Genomic DNA, 19,236 nt, shown 5'->3' with positions numbered 1-19,236 from the left:
CGCCCTTGAGTGTTTCGCGAGCAGGGCTCGCTCCTACGGTTTCAGATATTTAAAGCACGCCAATTTCCTGCGCCGTTCTATCCACGGCAATCTTCGTCTTGGATACCAATTCATCGATTTCACCGCGGGTCGCGATCAAGGCCGGCGCCATGATCATGCGACCCTGTGTCGAGCGAATGATGAGGCCTTCTTCAAAACCGAGGGTGCGACAGCGCCAGGCGATGTCAGCTTCGTTGGCAAAGCGCTGGCGGGTGGCCTTGTCTTGCGCAAACTGCAACGCCGCCACCAGCCCGACGCCCTGGATCTCACCCACCAGCGGATGATCGCCAAACACTTCGCGCAGGCACTGTTGCAGGTACGGGCCGGTGTCTTGCTTCACCTGGGTAACCACCCCCTCATCGCGCAACGCCGTGAGGTTGGCGATGGCGACGGCGGCCGCCACCGGGTGACCGGAATAGGTCAGGCCGTGGGCGAACACGCCGCCCTGCTCCACCAGCACCTCGGCCATGCGCCGGCTCAGGATCAAACCACCCATGGGGATGTAGCCCGACGTCAGGCCCTTGGCGATCGACAGGGTGTCCGGCTCGAAATCGAAGTGTTGGTGCGCGAACCATTCACCGGTCCGACCGAAACCACCGATCACCTCGTCAGCACACAGCAGCACGTCGTACTGGCGGCAGATCCGCTGGATTTGCGGCCAGTAGCTTTCTGGCGGAAAGATCATGCCGCCAGCGCCCTGGAAAGGCTCGGCGATAAAGGCGGCCACGTTCTGCGCGCCCAGTTCGAGAATCTTCGCTTCCAGCTGACGGGCCGCGCGCAGGCCGAACTCCGCCGGGGTCAGGTCGCCCTCGTGAGCGAACCAGTAGGGTTCATCAATGTGCGCGACATCTGGAATTACACCGCCCATTTCATGCATGAACTTCATGCCGCCCAGCGCACTCGCGCCCAGGGTCGAGCCGTGATAACCATTCCAGCGGCCGATGATGGTCTTCTTCTGCGGCTTGCCGAGAATCTGCCAGTAGCGGCGCACGGTGCGAATCAACACCTCGTTGGCTTCGGAACCGGAGTTGGTGTAGATCGCGTGGCTGTAGTGCCTGGGCAGCAGGCTGAACAGCAGTTCCGACAGCTCCACCACCGCCGGGTGGGTGGTGTGGAAGAACATGTTGTAGTACGGCAGCTGCTCCAGCTGGCGCGTGGCCGCGGCGGCGAGATCCTTGCGCCCGTAACCCAGGTTGGTGCACCACAAACCCGACATGCCATCGAGGTAGCGATTGCCGTCGTTGTCCCACAGGTGCAGGCGCTCGCCACCGACGATGACGCGAGGGCCTTCGGCATTCAGCGCCTTCTGATCAAGGAAAGCGTGAATGTGGTGGGCGGCATCGCTGGCTTGATAGTCCCTGGTTTCGCGCTGGGGTTTGAAGTCTGTTGGCATGTCGGATTCTCCTGAGTTGAATAAGCCCTTTGCGCCGCGCTTGATGGCCGCTTAGCGAGCCGCCCAGGCGTTGAAGCGTTCCTCGAGTTCTTCGCCGTGATCGACCCAGAAGGTGGCATCGACCAACTGGCCTTCAGCCAGATTGGCCTGGGCCGTGGGGAGCTGGGCCAGGGTGTCGGCCGGCAGCTGCGCCAGCACATCCTTGCGGATCGGGCCGTAGGGAATCTGGGTGGAAAAGGACTTCTGGCCGCTCGCCTGGCTGGCAAAAACGATGAAGCGTTCGGCCAGCGCCTTGTTCGGACTGCCACGCACGATGGCCCAGTGATCAGGGTCGTAAAGGTGACCGTTCCACGAGATCGCCAGTTTCGAACCTTCCTTCTGCGCGACAGCAATGCGACCGTTGTAGGCGGCGGACATGACGACGTCGCCTGCCGTGAGCCATTGAGGAGGCTGCGCACCCGCTTCCCACCACTGGATCGAGGGCTTGATCTGGTCAAGCTTGCGGAATGCCCGATCCACGCCTTCCTTGGTACCCAGGACTTTGTACAGGTCCGCCTGCTTGACGCCATCGGCGAGCAGCGCCACTTCCAGCGTGTACTTGGCGCCTTTGCGCAGGCCGCGCTTGCCCGGATATTGCTGCAGGTCCCACAGGGCCGCCCAGGAGGTTGGCGCTGCGCTGACCTTGCCCGAATTGTAGGCCAGCACCATCGACCATACATAACTGGCCACGCCGCATTCGCTGACCGCGCCGGGCAAGTAGTTGGCGGCTTCGCCGATCAGCGCCGGGTTCAGCTTCTCGAACAACCCCTCTTCACATCCGCGCAACAGCTCGGGGCTTTCAACTTCAACGACATCCCAACTGACCTGGCCAACATCCACCATGGCCTTCACTTTGGACAGCTCGCCGCTGTACTCGCCGACCACCACTTTGCCCGCGCCGCTTTTTTCAAAGGGTTTGAAATAAGCACCCTCTTGCGCTGCCTTTGTCGCGCCACCGAATGAAATCACCGTCAGGCTTTCGCAATGGGCGGCGACCGGCACTGTAAATACAAGTAACGCAGTTAATCCAGTGAACGCTTTAACACTTGAAGACGAGTACTTGAACATAGAAGCTCCCTCACTTTTTAGTTGTGATTAGTTACTGAGGCAGTCACGACCAGGCGGCCGTAAATACGCGATTTGTCATCCGCGCGAGGACATCTTGTTGTTTTAAATACGCACCCTCTTCAAGTGTGCGGCCAAAGGTCGAACACGCTACGCTTGCTGCTCGACCGCCGCAGTGGCCGGGTTGTTTTCGGAGGATGTAGCGATAGTGCGTCAACCGGGCGCGCAGGCAAATTATTAAAAATATGCTCGGGGTATAAGAAAAAACTGGGCAAGCCCCTCGCCAGCCCGGAACCGCCATGGGGTAAGGTTCAGTCACGCCTTCGTGCGACAGGGGCCAGCCTGGCTTTCACCGCGAACAACAACCCAAAGAGGTGCGTGTGGCTTCCTATACATTGCGGCAACTCAAGTACTTCGTCACAACGGTAGAAGCCGGCAGCGTGGCCGAAGCTTCCAGGCAGCTCTATATTGCGCAGCCATCGGTTTCGACGGCGATCAAAAGCCTGGAGGAATCCTTCAACGTCCAGCTGTTCATCCGCCACCACGCCCAGGGCGTGTCCCTGACACCCACCGGCACGCGCTTCTACCACAAGGCGCAAGAACTGCTGCGCATGGCCAGGGAGTTCGAACAGAATGCGTTGGCGGACAACGATACGGTGTCCGGGCAGATCGACATCGGCTGCTTCGAGACGGTCGCGCCACTGTACCTGCCCGGGCTGATCGCCGAGTTTCGCAAGCAGTATCCGGGCGTGGACATTCGAATTCGCGACGGCGAGCAGCAAGAGCTGGTCCAGGGCTTGACCGCCGGCACCTTCGACGTCGTCTTCCTCTACGACCACGGGCTGGACAGCACCATTGAAACCACCCCGCTGATGCCACCGCAAAAGCCCTACGTGCTGCTGCCTGAAGGCCATCGCTTTGCCGGCCAGAAAGAAGTCTCGCTCAGGGACCTGTGCAGCGAGCCGATGATTCTGCTCGATGTGCAACCGAGCAGGACCTATTTTGTCAGCCTGTTCCACGAACTGGAGCTGACACCGAACATCGTATTCAGCTCGCCGTCGATCGAGATGGTGCGCGGCATGGTCGGCCAGGGGTTCGGCTTCTCGATCCTCGTGACCCGCCCGCACTCGGAATGCACTTACGACGGGAAAAAGGTGGTCACCGTCGATATCAAGGAACCGGTCTCAACCTCCGGACTGGCCTCCGCCCACCTCAAACGCAGCCAACTGACCAAGCCTGCGCAATTGTTCGTGGACTTCTGCCGAGAACAGTTGAGCCAGAAGGTGAAGGCTGACTGACACACGCCAACGGTAGGAGCTGCCGAGAGCAACGAGGCTGCGATCTTTTGATCTTGTCTTTTAAAATCAAAAGATCGCAGCCTCGTTGCACTCGGCAGCTCCTACACAGGACAGCATCCGTCATGCCGCGTCGGTGCATAAATAGTCAGCCAGTCGAATCATCATCGCGTCACAACCATTCAACTGCTCCAGCGCGATGAACTCATCGGGCTTGTGCCCTTGGTCCATGCTGCCGGGGCCGCAGACCACGGTGGGGATGCCCGCCTGGTCAAACAGCCCGCCCTCGGTGCCGAACGCCACCGTTCCGAACGCCGAGGAACCACTCAGGTGTGCCAGCAATCGCGCGGCTTCACTTTCCGGTGACGTCGCCAATCCGGGATAAGCACTCAGCGGTCGCAGGCGAATGTCCGTGTCCGGTTGCACCGCCCGCATCTTAGGCAGTAGCTGTTTCTCGGCGTACACCTGCAACTGGTTCGCCACTTCTTGAGCATCGAAGTCCGGCAGCGCCCTCACCTCAAAATCGAACTCACATTCGGCAGGCACGATGTTCAGCGCCCGGCCACCTTTGATGACACCCGTTTGCACCGTTGAAAACGGCGGATCAAATCGCTCGTCATGGTGATCGGGGTGGGCAAGTTCGGCACCGATGGCGCCCAACCGGCCAATCAGTTGCGCGGCATATTCAATCGCGTTCACCCCATAAGGCGCATAGGCAGAATGACAGGCCGCACCGCGCACCTCGCAGCGCATCGCCAATTTGCCCTTGTGACCCAGCACAGGCTTGAGCTCGGTCGGTTCACCGATCAGACAGAGGCGCGGTTTTTCAGGTCGCTTCCGCAACTCGGCCAGCATCGGCCTTACCCCCAGGCATCCCACTTCCTCGTCATAGGAAAATGCCAGGTGCACCGGGGCAAGCAGCGGGCGCCGGACGAACACCGGGACCGCCGCAAGCACCGAGGCGATGAAGCCTTTCATGTCCGCCGTGCCACGCCCGTAGAGACGCCCCTCCTTTTCCGTCAGACGGAACGGATCGACCGTCCAGGCCTGCCCCTCGACCGGCACCACATCGGTGTGACCGGAGAGCACCACACCGCCTGACTTCAGCGGGCCGATGGTGGCAAACAGATTGGCCTTGGTGCCTTCTTCGTTGAAGAAGAGCTCACTCTGCACGCCGTGCCCGGCCAAGTACGCTTCGATGAAACGAATCAATTCGAGGTTGGAATCCCGGCTGACCGTGGGGAAGCTGACCAGACGCTCCAGCAGGTCGCGGCTGGACGCATTACTCATCCCCCGGCACTCCGTAACTCGGTGCAGCCGTCGGGTTCAGCGCGCGCACCAGGTAGTCCTGCATTTGCGGTCGATACGCCTGCCAGAGCCCGTCAAGCTGGCCGATGGGATCTTCGTCGGCCCAATCGACCCGCAAATCGATGATCGGCCACGTGTAGTCGCCCACCACCTTGAGCGCCGCCGAATGAACCGGACCCGCCTCGCCGCCGGCCGCCATGGCCGCGTGCATGGCGGCCAACAGGCGATCGGCCAGCTGACCGGGCTCGGCCTCGAAGGCCTCGACCATCGCGGCGATGACCTGCACGTCGCTGAGCAAATTACCCGCCGCAGCACAGTGCTCACCTTTTACCGCGTTATGCACCCCCAGCGACTCCTTGCCGCTGAAGCAGGCAATGCGGCCAGCCCCATCGATCACCGTGACCTGGCGGTACTGACTCCAGCCATTGGACGTGAGCGCCTTGTCCAGTGCCGCCTCGGCGTCCAGGTGTTGATGCTCCAGCAGATCCAGGATCTGCGGACCCAACGCCGGCAACGTAATGTTCTGCGTAGAAACCGCACCGACCCCCGCCCGCGCCCAAGGGCAACGCGCGCCGACCGCAATGCTTGATGAGCTAATAGCGATACCGAGCTGCCCGGTTTCAGGGCAGCGCCCGATAATTGAGAACGTCATGGCTCGCTCCTTAAGTTTCCTGTGCAGGCGGATTTGTATTCTGTTCATGCACGGGAAAGGGAGAAAGCAGGTTTTTTGTGGCTTTGGGGTAGGAAAAAGCTGGGCAGTTGATCCCGCCCCTGTAGGAGCGAGCCCTGCTGGCGATGAATTCGAGGACGCCGCGGGGTGTCAGGCTTCCAGCGTTATCGTTGGCGTCCATCGCGAGCAGGGCTCGCTCCTACAGTATTTTGTTATTTGCGCGGTTTGATGCGGGCCGTGGCCTCGGCCACCAACGGATCGTCCGGCCAATAATGTTTCGGGTAGCGCCCCTTCAAATCCTTCTTCACCTCGGCGTAGGTGCTGCGCCAGAAGTTCGCCAGGTCCTGGGTCACCTGCACCGGTCGCCGTGCCGGGGACAGCAGATGCAGTTTGACCACTTGCCGGCCGCCGGCGATGCGCGGGGTTTCGGCCAGGCCGAACAGCTCCTGCAACCGCACCGCCAGGATGGGCGGCTGCTCGCTGTAATCCAGGCGAATCGACGAGCCCGAGGGCACGCTCAAGTGATGGGGCGCCAGTTCGTCGAGGCGCTGCGGCAGCGGCCACGGCAGCAGGTTGCGGACGATGCTCGACAGGTCGAGGCTGGCGAAATGACTGAGCCGCGAGACTTTGCCCAGATAGGGCATCAGCCAGTGTTCAAGGGTGTTGAGCAGCGCGGCGTCGCTGACATCCGGCCACTCGCTTTCGCCGTTGTTGCTGCCCAGGTCCAGTTGGCGCAACAAGGCGACACGGGCCTGCCACTGACGCAGCTCGGGCGTCCATGGCAACAGCTCCAGGCCTTTGCGTCGCACCAGGTTGACCAACGCCTGACTGCGGGCGGATTCGTCGAGGCCGGTCAGCGGTTCGCGGCTGAGGATCAGCTCGCCGACCTTGCGCTGGCGCTCGGCACGCAGCACGCCTTCGCGCTCGTCCCAATCCAGCTGATCAACGCAACGCACCTGTTCGGCCAGCACCGAGTCGAACAGCGCCGGATCGAAATCCGCCGCCAGGTAAATCCGCTCTTCACGCTGGCCCTGGCGACTGCCGAGGTCAGCGATGACCAGCCACGGTTGTTTCATCAGGCTGTCCGCATCGGCGAACAATGCGGCACGCCCGTTGGCCAGGCGATACTCGGCGCCCCCGGCCCGCCGTTGCTGGGCGACGCGATCCGGATAAGCCAGCGCCAGCAGCGCGCCGAGCCAGCGCGGATGATCAGGATCGCTGACCGGCTCCGTCGCCTTGCCGCGCAGATAACCGCGATACTGCCGCGCCAGTTGCCGGGCCCGTTGCACGCCGCCCTGGGCACCGCGAGCGGCCCGTTCTTCGCCGGACAACAACACCAGCCGGCTGTGCAGGTCGGCGCCCGCACCGCGCAAAATATCGCGCTCGCCGAGCAACGCCGCGACGTCGCACGCCATCTCCGCCAGCCCCAGCGCCTGCCCGCGCAACAGTAAATGAGCGATGCGCGGATGGGCCGGCAGTTCGGCCATGGCCTGTCCGTGACGGGTCAACGATTCGCCTTCCAGCGCGCCCAGGCGTTCGAGCAGATCCTGTGCCTGGGCGTACGCGGCGGCCGGTGGCACATCGAGCCAGACCAATTGCCCAGGCGTCACGCCCCAGCGACCCAGTTGCAAGGCCAGGCCGGCGAGGTCCGCCGACAGGATCTCCGCACTGCCATAGGCCGCCAGTTGCTCATGCTGATCCTGCGACCACAGGCGATAACACACGCCGGGCTCCAGCCGCCCGGCACGGCCCGCGCGCTGGGTGGCGCTGGCCCTGGAAATGCGCTGGGTGTCGAGGCGGGTCATGCCGCTGCCAGGATCGAAACGCGGCACCCGCGCCAACCCGGCATCGATCACCACGCGCACGCCGTTGATGGTCAGGCTGGTCTCGGCGATGTTGGTGGCCAGCACCACTTTGCGTTTGCCTGGCGGTGCCGGGTCGATCGCCGCACGTTGCGCATTCAGGTCCAGTTCGCCGTGCAGCGGGCAGAGCAATACTTGGGGGTTGTCGCCCAGCGCATCGGCCAGTTGTTGATGAACACGACGGATTTCCGCCTGCCCCGGCAGGAACACCAGCACGCTGCCGGTTTCATCGTTCAAGGCTTCGAGGATGGTCTGCACCAGTCGTGGCTCGATGAATTCGCCGGCCTGGAACGGCCGGCCCCAGCGCATCGCCACCGGGTACATGCGGCCTTCGCTGCGCAGGATCGGGGCATCGTCGAGCAACCCGGCCAGGCGTTCGCCTTCCAGGGTAGCGGACATCAGCAGGATTTTCAGCGGCTGATCGTCACGGAACAGTTCCCGGCCATTGAGGCTCAGGGCCAGCGCCAGGTCGGCGTCGAGGCTGCGTTCGTGGAACTCGTCGAAAATCAGCAGCCCCACGCCTTCCAGCGCCGGGTCGTCCTGCAAGCGCCGGGTGAGGATGCCCTCGGTGACCACTTCGATACGCGTATGGGGGCCAACCTTGCTGTCGAGCCGAATGCGATAACCCACGGTTTCGCCGACCTTCTCGCCCAGCTCGCTGGCCAGCCGCTCCGCCGCCGCCCGCGCCGCCAGCCGGCGCGGTTCGAGCATCAGGATGGTCTGCCCGGCCAGCCACGACTCATTGAGCAAGGCCAGGGGCACGCGGGTGGTTTTACCCGCGCCGGGCGGCGCTTCGAGCACGGCTTCGTGGCGTGTCGCGAGGGCTTCACGCAGGGCGGGTAAAACTTCATCGATCGGCAAAGAAATCATGCTGGCTCCAAAACAGAGCCGCGAGTATAACGGCGAACTGCCCAGTGTTCGTTGCGGTCCTAATTTGTAGCGACGACGCTTCGTTTCGAGATGACCAAGGAGATTGCATATGCGTGTTCCCTTTCGCCTGATTGGCGGTGTATTGATCGCGACCCTGCTGACCCAGGTGACTGCGTGCGGTTCGATCTTCTACCCGGACCGCCGTGGCCAGATCGACGGCAAGATCGACCCGGCCATCGCCGTGCTCGATGCCGTGGGCCTGCTGTTCTACATCATCCCCGGCCTGATCGCGTTTGCCGTGGACTTCGCCACCGGCGCGATCTACTTCGAACCCGGCAAGACCGCCCAGGTCGACCCGGAAAAACTCAAGGACGCCATCGGTGCCGACGGCAAGGTCGATAACCTCAAGCTGCAGACTATTCTGGAGCGTGAACTGGGCCGCAGCCTGCCGCTGGATGATCCACGCCTGATCCAGCACAAGGGCAGCACCCAGCAACTGGCCATGTTCGGCCTGCAACCGGCCGCGTAATCGGTGCGACTCAAGGAAAAGCCGTCCGTATGACTTCCAGCTCCGAACACGCCCGCCTGCTGCGGCTGGCGACCCGTGCCTCGGTGGCGGTGGCGTGCACGCTGATCATCGCCAAAGCCATCGCCTGGTGGCTGAGCAGTTCGGTGAGCATGCTCGCCGGGTTGACCGACTCGGCACTCGACGGCGTCACTTCGCTGCTCAATTTGCTGGCGGTGCACTACGCCCTGCGCCCGGCCGATGACGACCATCGCTACGGGCATGGCAAGGCCGAGTCCCTGGCCGGCATGGCGCAGGCGTTGTTCATCGGCGGCAGTGCGGTATTGATCGCGTTGCAGGCGTTCGACCGGCTCAAGCATCCGGAACCGGTGGGCGCGCCGTGGATCAGCATCGGGGTGATTGTGTTTTCGCTGGGCCTGACCCTGGCGCTGCTGGTGTTGCAGCACCGGGTGGTCAAGGCCACCGGCTCCAACGCGGTGCGCGCCGACTCCCTGCATTACCGCTCGGACATGTTGCTCAACGGCAGCATTCTGGTGGCGCTGGTGCTGGCCGGGTTTGGCTGGCATCAGGTCGATGCCTGGTTCGGCCTGGGGATCGCCGCGTACATCCTCTGGAGCGCGGTGCAAATCGCCCGGGAAAGTTTCGCGGTGTTGATGGATGAAGAACTGCCAGCCGACGTCAGCCAACACATGCTGGAGCTGGCTTGCAGCGTGCCGGGGGTCTTGGGCGCCCATGACTTGCGCACGCGAATCTCGGGCAACCAGTGGTTTGTGCAATTGCACCTGGAATTGCCGGGGGAGCTGACGCTGTCAGTCGCCCATGGCATCAGCGATCAAGCGGCCGCGGCGATCCACGCCGCCTACCCGCGAGCCGAAGTGCTGGTGCACGCCGACCCGCAGGAAGTGGTGAACGCCGCCAGGGCTCAGAAACTCACCTGATAACCGCGACTGCTCAGGCAATTGCCCTGGGCCTGGCGGTAGGCTTGCACCACCGACGGGTCCGGTTGATAGGTCGCGGTTCGCGGATCGAAGCCACTTTGCTGGATTGCGTATTGATAGCACTCATAGCCATCCCGATTGACTTGCTCCGGCGACTGCCCGCTGGCCGGGTATGCCACCACGTCATAACCGTTGCTGGCGGGTTGCGGCTGCTGTTGCGGTTGCACGGTGCCCAGCGGTGGCTCGACCACTTCGTAATCCTGGGTACTTTCCTGATAGGCGTAATACGAACCGGCCGCGAGGAACAGCACCGACCCGCCGATCAGGACCTGCTCGGCGTAGTCCGGCAAATAGCGGACCCGAATCCCGCGCGGTGGCTCCACCACCACGTAACGCGGGCCCAGCGGGCGATACCAGTAGCCCGCGGAATAGTAGTAATCCATGCCCCGGTAAGGCACGCGGTAGTCACGGTCCGGGAAACGGTCGATCACATGGCCGGGCCGATACTGCGGTCCCGGGCCCCAGCCATTGCCACGACCTGGCCCGCGATCGTCATGGGACGGCGCACCGATATAGCCATTCCAGTGCGGGTTGGGATCGTTGCGCCGCGGCTGGTCCTGATAGTAACCACGGCGCGGTGGCTGGGTCTGCTGCACGGCGTCGGGACGAGGCTGGATCGGCAGGTCATTGGCCGGCAGTTGCGGGGGCGGCGGCGGCGATCGCACCCGGCTGTTGAAATCGGGCTGCGGACGGGGCTGATTCTGCGGCTGGCCATTTTGCCCATGCGGCTGATTGTTGCCGCCATTTCCCTGGTAGTTGCCCTGATGGCCACCGTCCCCGTGCTGCCCGCCATCGGGGCCGCGATTCTGCGGTTCATCGGCCAGCGCTTGCGCAGTGACACTGACACACAGCAAACCAACTCCGGCCAACTGCCAGATGCGCGACTTCATGCTTATCCTCACTGCGGGTGGTGGATTGTGTAGGGGCGAGCCCTGCTCGCTCCTACAAGTCAGTAGGCGAACGGCGCTTGTAGCTAAGACTGGTAATGCCCAGGCCGGTTCTGCAACAGGTTATCAGTCGCGAAACTTATTTATTGAGCGACGGGTCATCAAGGGGCGCAAAAAATCGCGGGCAAGAAAAAGGGGAGACCTTTCGGCCTCCCCTTGAGAACTTCGTCCGTGCTCGACGCTTTTGACGTCGGCTCACCTCACGCCGTCTTCTGGACAGTGTGCAGCTCGGGGGCCGGCACATCCCCTGTGGGGGTGGCGACCGCAGCTGGCCTGATTGGGCGAGCCGCACTGGACTGTTTGTCCGAGCAGTGATTCTGGTGATAAGAATAGGCTCGGAGCGCCGGCAGAGGATTGCGAAGATTGCTGAATTAAACATCACTTGCGCAATTTTTAACCCTGGATAGATAATCTGTCGCAATAGTTACAACAAGGAAACGTTTGATGAGCAAACTCGACCGATACGACCTGAGCATTTTGGCTGAATTGCAGCGCGACGCGCGCATTTCCAATCAGGAGCTGGCCGAACGCATCGGTCTGTCGCCGTCCCCCTGTTCACGCCGGGTCAAGCAACTGGAGGACGACGGCTACATCACCCGCCAGGTCGCGCTGCTCGACCGCAAGATGCTCGGCCTGAGCCTGACGGCGTATGTGCTGATCGGCATGGACCGGCACACGCCGGAGCGTTTCGAAAACTTCGAAGCGGCCATCCGCACCTTGCCGCAGGTGCTGGAATGCAGCCTGGTCACCGGGATGGATGCCGACTATCAACTGAAGGTCGTGGTGCCGGACATGGACCATTATCAGAAGTTGCTGTTGGGGCATTTGACCCGGATTGAAGGGGTGACCAGTGTGCGCTCGAGTTTTGTGTTGAACCAGGTGCTGAACAGTACCGAACTGCCTTTGACCCATCTGCGTAGCTGAAGCGCATCCCTTTGTAGGCGCTGACGAGTGAAACGAGGCTGCGATCTTTCGATCTTGTTTCTTAAAAGCAAGATCAAAAGATCGCAGCCTACGGCAGCTCCTACAAGAGCCAGCCCAACACCAGCCGGGCGACGAATAGCTGCGACACACCGCCGCAGCCCTGCTCTGCCAGCACCCGCCATGCCTTATACTCCAGCGCCTTTTAGCCCCGCCCGCGCTGGAGATGTCCGATGGATCCTGCAGTATTCGAAGAGTGGATGATGACCGGCCTGGTCAGCATCCTGATCATTTTCATGGGTTTCATCGTCTGGGATCTGGCGAAGAAGTCCAAGGCCGGGCGCTTTGGCTCCTTCATCCTGTTCTTCGTGCTCGGCCTGGGCGTCGCGGCATTTGTGATCAAAAGCGTGGTGATCGGCCTGATCGAGACCGGCACGCTATAACCGCGCCGGCACTTCCTTCCACTGGCCTTGATCGAGCCCTTCGATCGTCCAGTCGCCGATCCTGACCCGCACCAGCCGCAACGTCGGCAAGCCGACCGCCGCCGTCATGCGCCGCACCTGCCGATTGCGGCCTTCGCGAATCACCAGCTCCAGCCAGCTGGTCGGCACGCTTTTACGAAAGCGCACCGGCGGATTGCGTGGCCACAACGCGGGCTCATCCAGTGGCCGCGCCTCGGCGGGCAAGGTCATGCCGTCGTTCAGTTCGACACCGTCACGCAAGCGCTGCAACTGCTCGGCGCTGGGTTCACCTTCGACTTGCACCCAATAGGTCTTGGCCAGTTTGTGCTTCGGGTCGGCAATGCGCGCCTGCAACTGGCCGTCGTTGGTCAGCAGCAGCAAACCTTCGCTGTCGCGGTCCAGCCGTCCTGCCGGGTAAATCCCCGGAATCCCGATAAAGTCCTTGAGCGTCGCACGCCCTTCACCGTCGCTGAATTGCGTCAGCACGTCGAACGGTTTGTTGAACAGGATCAGTTTTGGCTCGGCCGGTGGCGCCTTGGCGACACGACGCGGGGCAGAAGGCGAAGGCTTCGCGCCAGGATGGCGGGAAACGGGGCGTTGTGGACGGGACATGGCAAAGAGAACATCTAACGGTCAGGGCTGCTAATGCTAGTGCCCTGACAGCCAAATGACCATGACAACCGTTAGCGGAACGGCGGCTCGTCGAAGCTGCGCAGTTTGCGCGAATGCAGCGAGTTGAGTTCGGTACGCAACAGGTCCACCGCTTCGATACCGATTTTCAGGTGCTGGCTGACTGCACGCTCATAGAACGCGTTGGCCGAGCCTGGCAGCTTGATTTCGCTGTGCAGCGGTTTATCCGAAACGCAGAGCAATGTGCCGTAGGGCACCCGCAAGCGATAACCCTGGGCGGCGATGGTGCCGCTTTCCATGTCCACCGCCACGGCGCGGGACAGGTTGATCAGCGGTCGCTCCTGGGCCCAGCGCAGCTCCCAGTTGCGGTCGTCGTACGTCAGCACGGTGCCGGTGCGCAGGCGTTTTTTCAGCTCGTCGCCCTTCTCGCCGGTGATGTTCGCCGCCGCCTGTTGCAAGGCCATCTGCACTTCGGCCAGGGCCGGGATCGGAATGTTCGGCGGCACTACGCGGTCGAGAATCCCGTCGCGACGCATGTAGGCGTGCGCCAGTACGTAGTCGCCGATGGTCTGCGACTGACGCAAGCCGCCGCAGTGGCCGATCATCAGCCAGCAGTGCGGACGCAGCACCGCCAGGTGATCGGTGATGTTCTTGGCGTTGGAGGGGCCGACACCGATGTTCACCAGCGTCACGCCGTGGCCGTCGCTGGCGATCAGGTGATACGCCGGCATCTGGTAACGGTGCCAGACCACACCGGCGGCAATGGCCGAGGCTTCGCCGTGGTCCATGCTCTTTTCGATCACCACGTTGCCCGGCAACACCATGCGCACGAAACGCGGGTCGCTGCGCAACTGCTCCAGGCCGTGGACGATGAACTGGTCGACATAGCGGTGATAGTTGGTCAGCAGGATCCACGGTTGCACATGGCGCCAGTCGCTGCCGGTGTAATGCACCAGGCGGCGCAGGGAGAAGTCCACCCGAGCCGCGTCGAACAAGGCCAGGGGCAGCGGATCGGTGTTTTCCCAATCGTACAGGCCATCGGCAATGCCATCGGTCGCCGCCGACAGATCCGTGCTGGGGAACACTCGCGCCAATACCGCCGCGGTGACGCCGGAACCGGCCAGCTCATCGCCCTGCTCGACCACATAGGGATAAGGAATGTTCTGCTGGCTGATACCCACTTCCACCGTCACGGTGAAGTCGTGCATCAGCGGCACCAGCTGTTCCAGCAGGTATTTACGGAAAGCCGATGGATGGGTGACCGTGACGCTGTAGGTGCCCGGCAGCTGGACTTTGGCGTACGCGCGGGTGGTCTGCGGGACTTCGCCCTGGCAATGGTAGGTCAGACGCAGTTCGGGATAACGAAACATCGCCCGTTGCTCGGCGTCCGGCTCGACCCGGTCCTTGAGGTAGCGCTTGAGCGCCTGGTTCAGCGCGGTGGTTGCACGATTGTGCAAGAGCGCAAGCCGATCCACGGCTTGCTCGGCGGTTTGAACGACAATAAAAGCTTCGGTCACGATCAGCATCCTGTGTTCTGACTTGCAGAGCTTCATCTTGCCTGCATCGTCGCTTCACGGGAACAGTGACGATTACACAAATGCCAAGTCCACCAGGATCCAATGTGGGAGCGGGCTTGCTCGCGAAAGCGGTATGTCAGCCAATGCAGGTGTCGACTGATTCGCCGCCTTCGCGAGCAAGCCCGCTCCCACAGGGGGAGGCTGTTGTTCAGAAGCCTTGCGGGGTGGAACGGGTAACGATTGCTTCCACATCCAGCCCACGGGGCAGCGCACCGTAGACCCGGCCACCGCCATTCAGGCGACTGGCGATAAAAGCATCACTGACGGCCGAATTACCGGCCTCCAGCAACAACTTCGCCTGAAGCCCCAATGCAATATCTTCTGTCAGTTGCCGCGCGCGGTACTGGATGTCGCTGGTGTCCTTGAACGCCGCCTGCAGCTGATCGATGTGGGCCGCCAGGCGCTTGTCGCCATGGCCGTCACCCAACTCGCTGAACAACGCATCCAGCACCCCCGGCTCCTTCGACAGGGCCCGCAACACGTCCAGGCATTGCACGTTGCCGGAGCCTTCCCATGTCGAGTTGACCGGCGCCTCGCGATAGAGCCTTGGCAGGATGCTGTCTTCGACATAACCGGCGCCGCCCATGCATTCGGCCGCTTCGTTGATCATGGCCGGCGCGCGTTTACAGATCCAGTACTTGCCCACGGCGGTCACCAGTCGGGCGAACTTCGCTTCCTGCGAATCCTCCAGATGATCCAGCGCCCGGCCCATGCGCAGGCTCAAAGCCAGTGCCGCTTCGCTTTCCAGCGCCAGGTCGGCCAGCACGTTCTGCATCAAGGGTTGTTCGCTGAGCCGTTTGCCGCCGACCAGGCGATGGGCGCAATGATGGCTGGCCTGGGTCAGGGCCTGGCGCATCAGGGCGCTTGAGCCGACCATGCAATCGAAGCGGGTCATGGCCACCATTTCAATGATGGTCGGCACGCCCCGCCCCTCTTCGCCGATCATCCAGGCCAGGGCACCGCGGAACTCCACCTCGCTGGAGGCGTTGGAGCAGTTGCCGAGTTTGTTTTTCAGGCGCTGGATGTAGAACTGATTGCGCGTATCGTCCGGCCGATGGCGCGGCAGCAGGAAGCAGGTCAAGCCCTTGTCGGTCTGCGCCAGGGTCAGGAAGGCGTCGCACATCGGCGCCGAGCAGAACCATTTGTGCCCCACCAGTTCGTAGGGCTGGCCAGGACCGCTGGCGCCCACCGGGTAAGCCTTGGTGGTGTTGGCCCGCACGTCGGTGCCGCCCTGCTTCTCGGTCATGGCCATGCCGATGGTGACCCCGGCCTTGTGGGCCATGCCGACATTGCGCGGGTCGTAGTCGGTGGCGAGGACCTTCGGCAGCCATTTTTCCGCCAGGTCCGGTTGCAGGCGCAATGCCGGGACACTGGCGAAGGTCATGGTCAGCGGACAGCCGCTGCCGGCTTCGGCCTGGCTGTGCAGATACGTCATGGAGGCGCGGGCAACGTGGGCGCCGTCCTGCGGATGTGCCCAGGGCAGCGAGGTCAAGCCATGCTCGATGGCCGTGCGCATCAGCTGGTGGTAGGCCGGGTGAAACTCCACCAGGTCGATGCGATGACCATAGCGATCGTGACTGTTGAACACCGGTTTATGCTGGTTGGCCAGAAACCCCGCTTCCATCAGCGGCCCGCCGGCAAGCGCGCCGTAAGCCTCGATCCGCGACTCGGCCCACCCGGCCCCGAAACGCCGCGACCACTCCTGCAAGGGCACATCGATGCGGTACAGGTTGGCGCCGTCCAGCGACGGCGGCTGATTAGTGACTTCGTGGGTTTCAGCGAACTGATGCAGGTTCATGACGGGGCTCCTTTGGTCAGCCAAGGGATTTCAGTTAAGCACCGCCCCTTGGCCGAACAAAGTGTCATATCTGCCTAACTGCCGGCGCTTTCGCCCTGTTGCGGGCAGAGCACCCGGCGATGGAGTGCCGCCTGCAAATCTTCGAATTTCACCGGTTTGCTCAGATAATCGATCAGCGTACCGGTCGGGCAGCGCTCTCGATCCACGGCCAGGGCGATCATGAACACCGGTAACTCGGCGCAACCCGGCAATGCACGGATCTGGCAGCAGACGGACACCCCCTCCAGCGGCGGCAACTGGCAATCGAGCAGCACGGCATCCACGGTTTCGCGCTGCAGGAAATCGAGCGCGACACTGCCGCTGTCTGCGGTGCGCACCCGGAAGCCGAGTTTGAGCAGCATCCCGCGCATGACCAATTGATTGACGTTGTCGTCATCCACCAGCAGCACGGTGCAATCCTGCGGCACTCGCAGGCGCGGCAGCTCCCGGGCCATCAAGGGCATGGACGCGGGCTGGGTGGCCGTGGTTTGAAATTCGACGTCCAGCTGGAAACGACTGCCACGCCCCGGCTCGGAACGGTGTGTCAGGTGCCCGCCGAGCAATTCGACCAACTGCCGGCAGATCGCCAGGCCGACGCCCAGGCCGCCATATTCGCGGGTCATCGAGCCATCGAGCTGGAAGAACCGCTGATACATCGTCGCCTCCCCCAAATCGGCGAAGCCGATACCGGTGTCGATCACGGCAAACGACAACGCCAGTCGATCCGGCGTGACCGTTTTCCCGCTTACCCGCAGCGCCACCCCGCCGATCCGGGTGAATTTGATGGCGTTGTCGATCAAGCACTCCAGGCACTGCGCCAGCTTGGCACTGTCGCCGTGCAGGCGATCCGGCACGTTCGGCGCCACCTCGACCTTGAAGTCCAGCGACTTGCTGCACGCATTGCCGTCGAACTGCGCGCGTAACGCCTCGACCACGCCGCGCAGGCTGAAAGTCGCCGGGGAGGCCTTGAGCTTGCCGGCCTGCAACTCGGTCAGGGTGAGAATGCCGTTGACCATGCGCATCATGTCCCGCGCCGAGCCCGCGGCGGTCTGCTGGTATTGCTCCAGTTCCTGGCCCATCTCGACGGTTTGCATCAGCTCCAGCGAACCGATCACGCCGTTCATGGGCGTGCGCAATTCGTGGGTCAGGGTCGCGAGGAATTCATCCTTGAGCTGGTTACTGCGCGCCAGCTGCTGGTTGAGGACTTCCAGCTTTTGCCCGGCATCGAGCAGGGTTTGTGCCTGCTGTTCGCGCATGGCATTGATGCGGTCGGCCAGGGCCAGGGACAACAGCGCCACTTCGATGGCCGAGCCGATCTGGCTGGAATACATGGTCAGGAACACGTTCGGCAGGTAGCCCAGCACCATCAGGGTATTGATGATGCCGCCGAGCAAAAACGCCGACCAGGCAATGATGAAATAACGCGCGACTCGCAGCCCGCGCAGCCAGGCGAAAATCCCCGCGGCAAAAATCACCACCGTGAAAGTCAGCGCCAAGGCTGTCGCCAGACGCAAGGCCAGTGCGTAGCTGGTCATCAGCGACAACCCGACCACCAACGCACTGAACAGCACCAACGCCAGCAACAAGCGGTCAAGCCAGCGACTGTGGGTGGCCGTCTGCAGGAAACTGCGGGCGAACTGACTGCCGAACAGCCCGGCGCAACCAATGAAAAACGGCGTCGCCGCATTGGTCCACCAGGGATTGTCCGGCCAGAAATACTCCACGGCCGCACCATTCACCGACAACTGATACAGGCCGAACGAGGCGATATAGAAGATGTAATAGAGGTAGCTGGTGTCGCGCACGCTGAGGTAGATGAACAGGTTGTAGACCAGCATCCCCAGCAACACGCCGTAGATCAGCCCCAGCACATAAAGCCGCACCGGTTGCTCTTCAAGGTACGCGGTGCTCGACCACAACGTGACCGGCGCCTGGATCGAGCCCTGGCTTTGCAGGCGCAGGTACAGGGTTTGCGATTGGCCGGGGGTGAAATCCAGGTTGAACAGGTAGTTGTTCTGGCGGATCTCGCGACTGGCAAACGGCAGGGCATCGCCGGTCTGGCGCACCAATTGATAGTGGCCGGCCGCATCGGGCAAGTACAGGTCAAGGTGATCGAGGGGTGGATAAGCCAGTTCAAGCAGCCAGGTGCGATGCGCCGAGGGGTTGGTCGGGCGGTAGTGCAAGTCGATTTTCAGCCAGAACACCGAACGCGAATAGCCGGCGTTGAGGGTGGTTTTATCGTGGGGCTTGAAGTGCCCGGACGCGTCTAGCGCCCGCACCTGCGCGATGCTCGCCTGACCGTCGGCGTCTTCGAACACTTGCAGGGTTCGGCCCAGAGGGAGGCTTTGAGTGAACTCATCGAATTCGACGGCGCTCGCCAAGAGGGGCAAACACAGCAGCAACATCAGCAAATAGCGCATTTATGCCCCAGCGTGGCCTGTCCGGTTCAGTCAGCAAGCCCCCCATTTCCCTTTGAGCAGACGTAAAACCGGTGATACCTGTTATTGGTTTGGATCCACTCTAGCATAGCCGCTGATGGCTATTGAGCACTACAGAAACTTTTCCCACAAAGGCTCTAGAACGGGCGTTCCAGCGAAGATTGCTGAGCTAGAGCTGTTTGATCGGTCAAAGGGTATGAATACATGAAGGCGCAAACCTACCTGTCGGCGCGAGCGCGCTCGAGATGCTCTGACAGTCGCCGCGTTTATCCTGCAACCCCGCGTCATCATTCGCGACCATCGCGAGCGAGCTCGCTCCTACGGGGACCGCCATGACTCGTCGGTCGACTGGTGGTAAGC

General features: G+C 62.3%; 15 protein-coding genes. 5 read left to right on the top strand and 10 right to left on the bottom strand.

Going from position 1 to position 19,236, the window contains the following annotated elements; translation table 11 throughout:
• Nucleotides 1–49: 49 nt before the first annotated feature.
• Nucleotides 50–1,432 (bottom strand): aspartate aminotransferase family protein, encoded by a 1,383-nt coding sequence (locus tag F8N66_RS28875; RefSeq protein ID WP_150773331.1) that lies wholly within the window; start codon nucleotides 1,430–1,432, stop codon nucleotides 50–52.
• A gap of 51 nt (nucleotides 1,433–1,483) precedes the next feature.
• Nucleotides 1,484–2,539: an ABC transporter substrate-binding protein gene (locus F8N66_RS28870; RefSeq protein ID WP_150773330.1), complete on the bottom strand. Its 1,056-nt coding sequence runs from the start codon at nucleotides 2,537–2,539 to the stop codon at nucleotides 1,484–1,486.
• Between the two features lie 377 nt (nucleotides 2,540–2,916).
• Here F8N66_RS28870 and F8N66_RS28865 point away from each other — a divergent pair, with 377 nt between their 5' ends.
• Nucleotides 2,917–3,834 carry a LysR family transcriptional regulator gene (locus F8N66_RS28865; RefSeq protein ID WP_150773329.1) on the top strand — a complete coding sequence of 306 codons (918 nt, stop codon included), beginning with the start codon at nucleotides 2,917–2,919 and terminating at the stop codon, nucleotides 3,832–3,834.
• 120 nt (nucleotides 3,835–3,954) lie between these two features.
• Here the strand turns inward: F8N66_RS28865 and argE are convergent, their stop codons facing one another.
• From argE to hrpB, 3 genes are all read right to left on the bottom strand, one after another.
• Nucleotides 3,955–5,121: an acetylornithine deacetylase gene (gene argE / locus F8N66_RS28860; RefSeq protein WP_150773328.1), complete on the bottom strand. Its 1,167-nt coding sequence runs from the start codon at nucleotides 5,119–5,121 to the stop codon at nucleotides 3,955–3,957.
• Nucleotides 5,114–5,791, bottom strand: coding sequence for a DUF1028 domain-containing protein (locus tag F8N66_RS28855; RefSeq protein WP_150773327.1), 678 nt, complete (start codon nucleotides 5,789–5,791; stop codon nucleotides 5,114–5,116). The genes argE and F8N66_RS28855 overlap by 8 nt, the downstream gene beginning before the upstream one ends.
• A 230-nt stretch (nucleotides 5,792–6,021) precedes the next feature.
• On the bottom strand, nucleotides 6,022–8,541 hold the full coding sequence (hrpB, locus tag F8N66_RS28850) for an ATP-dependent helicase HrpB (RefSeq protein ID WP_150773326.1): 2,520 nt from the start codon (nucleotides 8,539–8,541) through the stop codon (nucleotides 6,022–6,024).
• Between the two features lie 109 nt (nucleotides 8,542–8,650).
• On the opposite strand from hrpB, the gene F8N66_RS28845 reads away from it, so the two are divergent.
• Both F8N66_RS28845 and F8N66_RS28840 read left to right on the top strand, forming a co-directional pair.
• Nucleotides 8,651–9,070, top strand: a complete 420-nt coding sequence (locus tag F8N66_RS28845; protein WP_150773325.1) for a polyribonucleotide nucleotidyltransferase — start codon at nucleotides 8,651–8,653, stop codon at nucleotides 9,068–9,070.
• Between the two features lie 29 nt (nucleotides 9,071–9,099).
• Nucleotides 9,100–10,005: a cation diffusion facilitator family transporter gene (locus tag F8N66_RS28840; RefSeq protein ID WP_150773324.1), complete on the top strand. Its 906-nt coding sequence runs from the start codon at nucleotides 9,100–9,102 to the stop codon at nucleotides 10,003–10,005.
• Here the strand turns inward: F8N66_RS28840 and F8N66_RS28835 are convergent.
• The gene (locus F8N66_RS28835) at nucleotides 9,990–10,955 is read right to left on the bottom strand and encodes a DUF6515 family protein (protein ID WP_150773323.1); all 966 of its coding nucleotides are present in this window, start codon (nucleotides 10,953–10,955) and stop codon (nucleotides 9,990–9,992) included. The genes F8N66_RS28840 and F8N66_RS28835 overlap by 16 nt on opposite strands.
• Before the next feature lie 501 nt (nucleotides 10,956–11,456).
• Between F8N66_RS28835 and F8N66_RS28830 the strand changes: the two genes are divergently transcribed.
• Both F8N66_RS28830 and F8N66_RS28825 read left to right on the top strand, forming a co-directional pair.
• Nucleotides 11,457–11,936: an Lrp/AsnC family transcriptional regulator gene (locus F8N66_RS28830; RefSeq protein ID WP_007894448.1), complete on the top strand. Its 480-nt coding sequence runs from the start codon at nucleotides 11,457–11,459 to the stop codon at nucleotides 11,934–11,936.
• 230 nt (nucleotides 11,937–12,166) lie between these two features.
• Nucleotides 12,167–12,376 (top strand): DUF2788 domain-containing protein, encoded by a 210-nt coding sequence (locus F8N66_RS28825; protein WP_046815823.1) that lies wholly within the window; start codon nucleotides 12,167–12,169, stop codon nucleotides 12,374–12,376.
• On the opposite strand, the gene F8N66_RS28820 is transcribed toward F8N66_RS28825, so the two are convergent.
• From F8N66_RS28820 to F8N66_RS28800, 4 genes are all read right to left on the bottom strand, one after another.
• On the bottom strand, nucleotides 12,371–13,006 hold the full coding sequence (locus F8N66_RS28820) for a pseudouridine synthase (protein WP_150773322.1): 636 nt from the start codon (nucleotides 13,004–13,006) through the stop codon (nucleotides 12,371–12,373). The two genes, F8N66_RS28825 and F8N66_RS28820, sit on opposite strands and share 6 nt — an antisense overlap.
• 71 nt (nucleotides 13,007–13,077) lie before the next feature.
• Nucleotides 13,078–14,577 (bottom strand): AMP nucleosidase, encoded by a 1,500-nt coding sequence (gene amn, locus F8N66_RS28815; RefSeq protein WP_191623063.1) that lies wholly within the window; start codon nucleotides 14,575–14,577, stop codon nucleotides 13,078–13,080.
• A 172-nt stretch (nucleotides 14,578–14,749) separates the two neighbouring features.
• Nucleotides 14,750–16,399 (bottom strand): acyl-CoA dehydrogenase family protein, encoded by a 1,650-nt coding sequence (locus F8N66_RS28805; RefSeq protein ID WP_150773319.1) that lies wholly within the window; start codon nucleotides 16,397–16,399, stop codon nucleotides 14,750–14,752.
• Between the two features lie 74 nt (nucleotides 16,400–16,473).
• Entirely contained in the window at nucleotides 16,474–18,858 is a 2,385-nt protein-coding gene (locus tag F8N66_RS28800; RefSeq protein WP_150773318.1) for a hybrid sensor histidine kinase/response regulator, read from the bottom strand.
• Between the last annotated feature and the right edge of the window lie 378 nt (nucleotides 18,859–19,236).

Origin of the sequence: Pseudomonas fluorescens (genome assembly GCF_902498195.1) — a bacterium.
Taxonomy (GTDB): Bacteria; Pseudomonadota; Gammaproteobacteria; order Pseudomonadales; family Pseudomonadaceae; genus Aquipseudomonas; species Aquipseudomonas fluorescens_BU.
The sequence above is the reverse complement of the archived record's forward strand: the minus strand, read 5'-3'. Positions and strand labels throughout refer to the sequence as shown.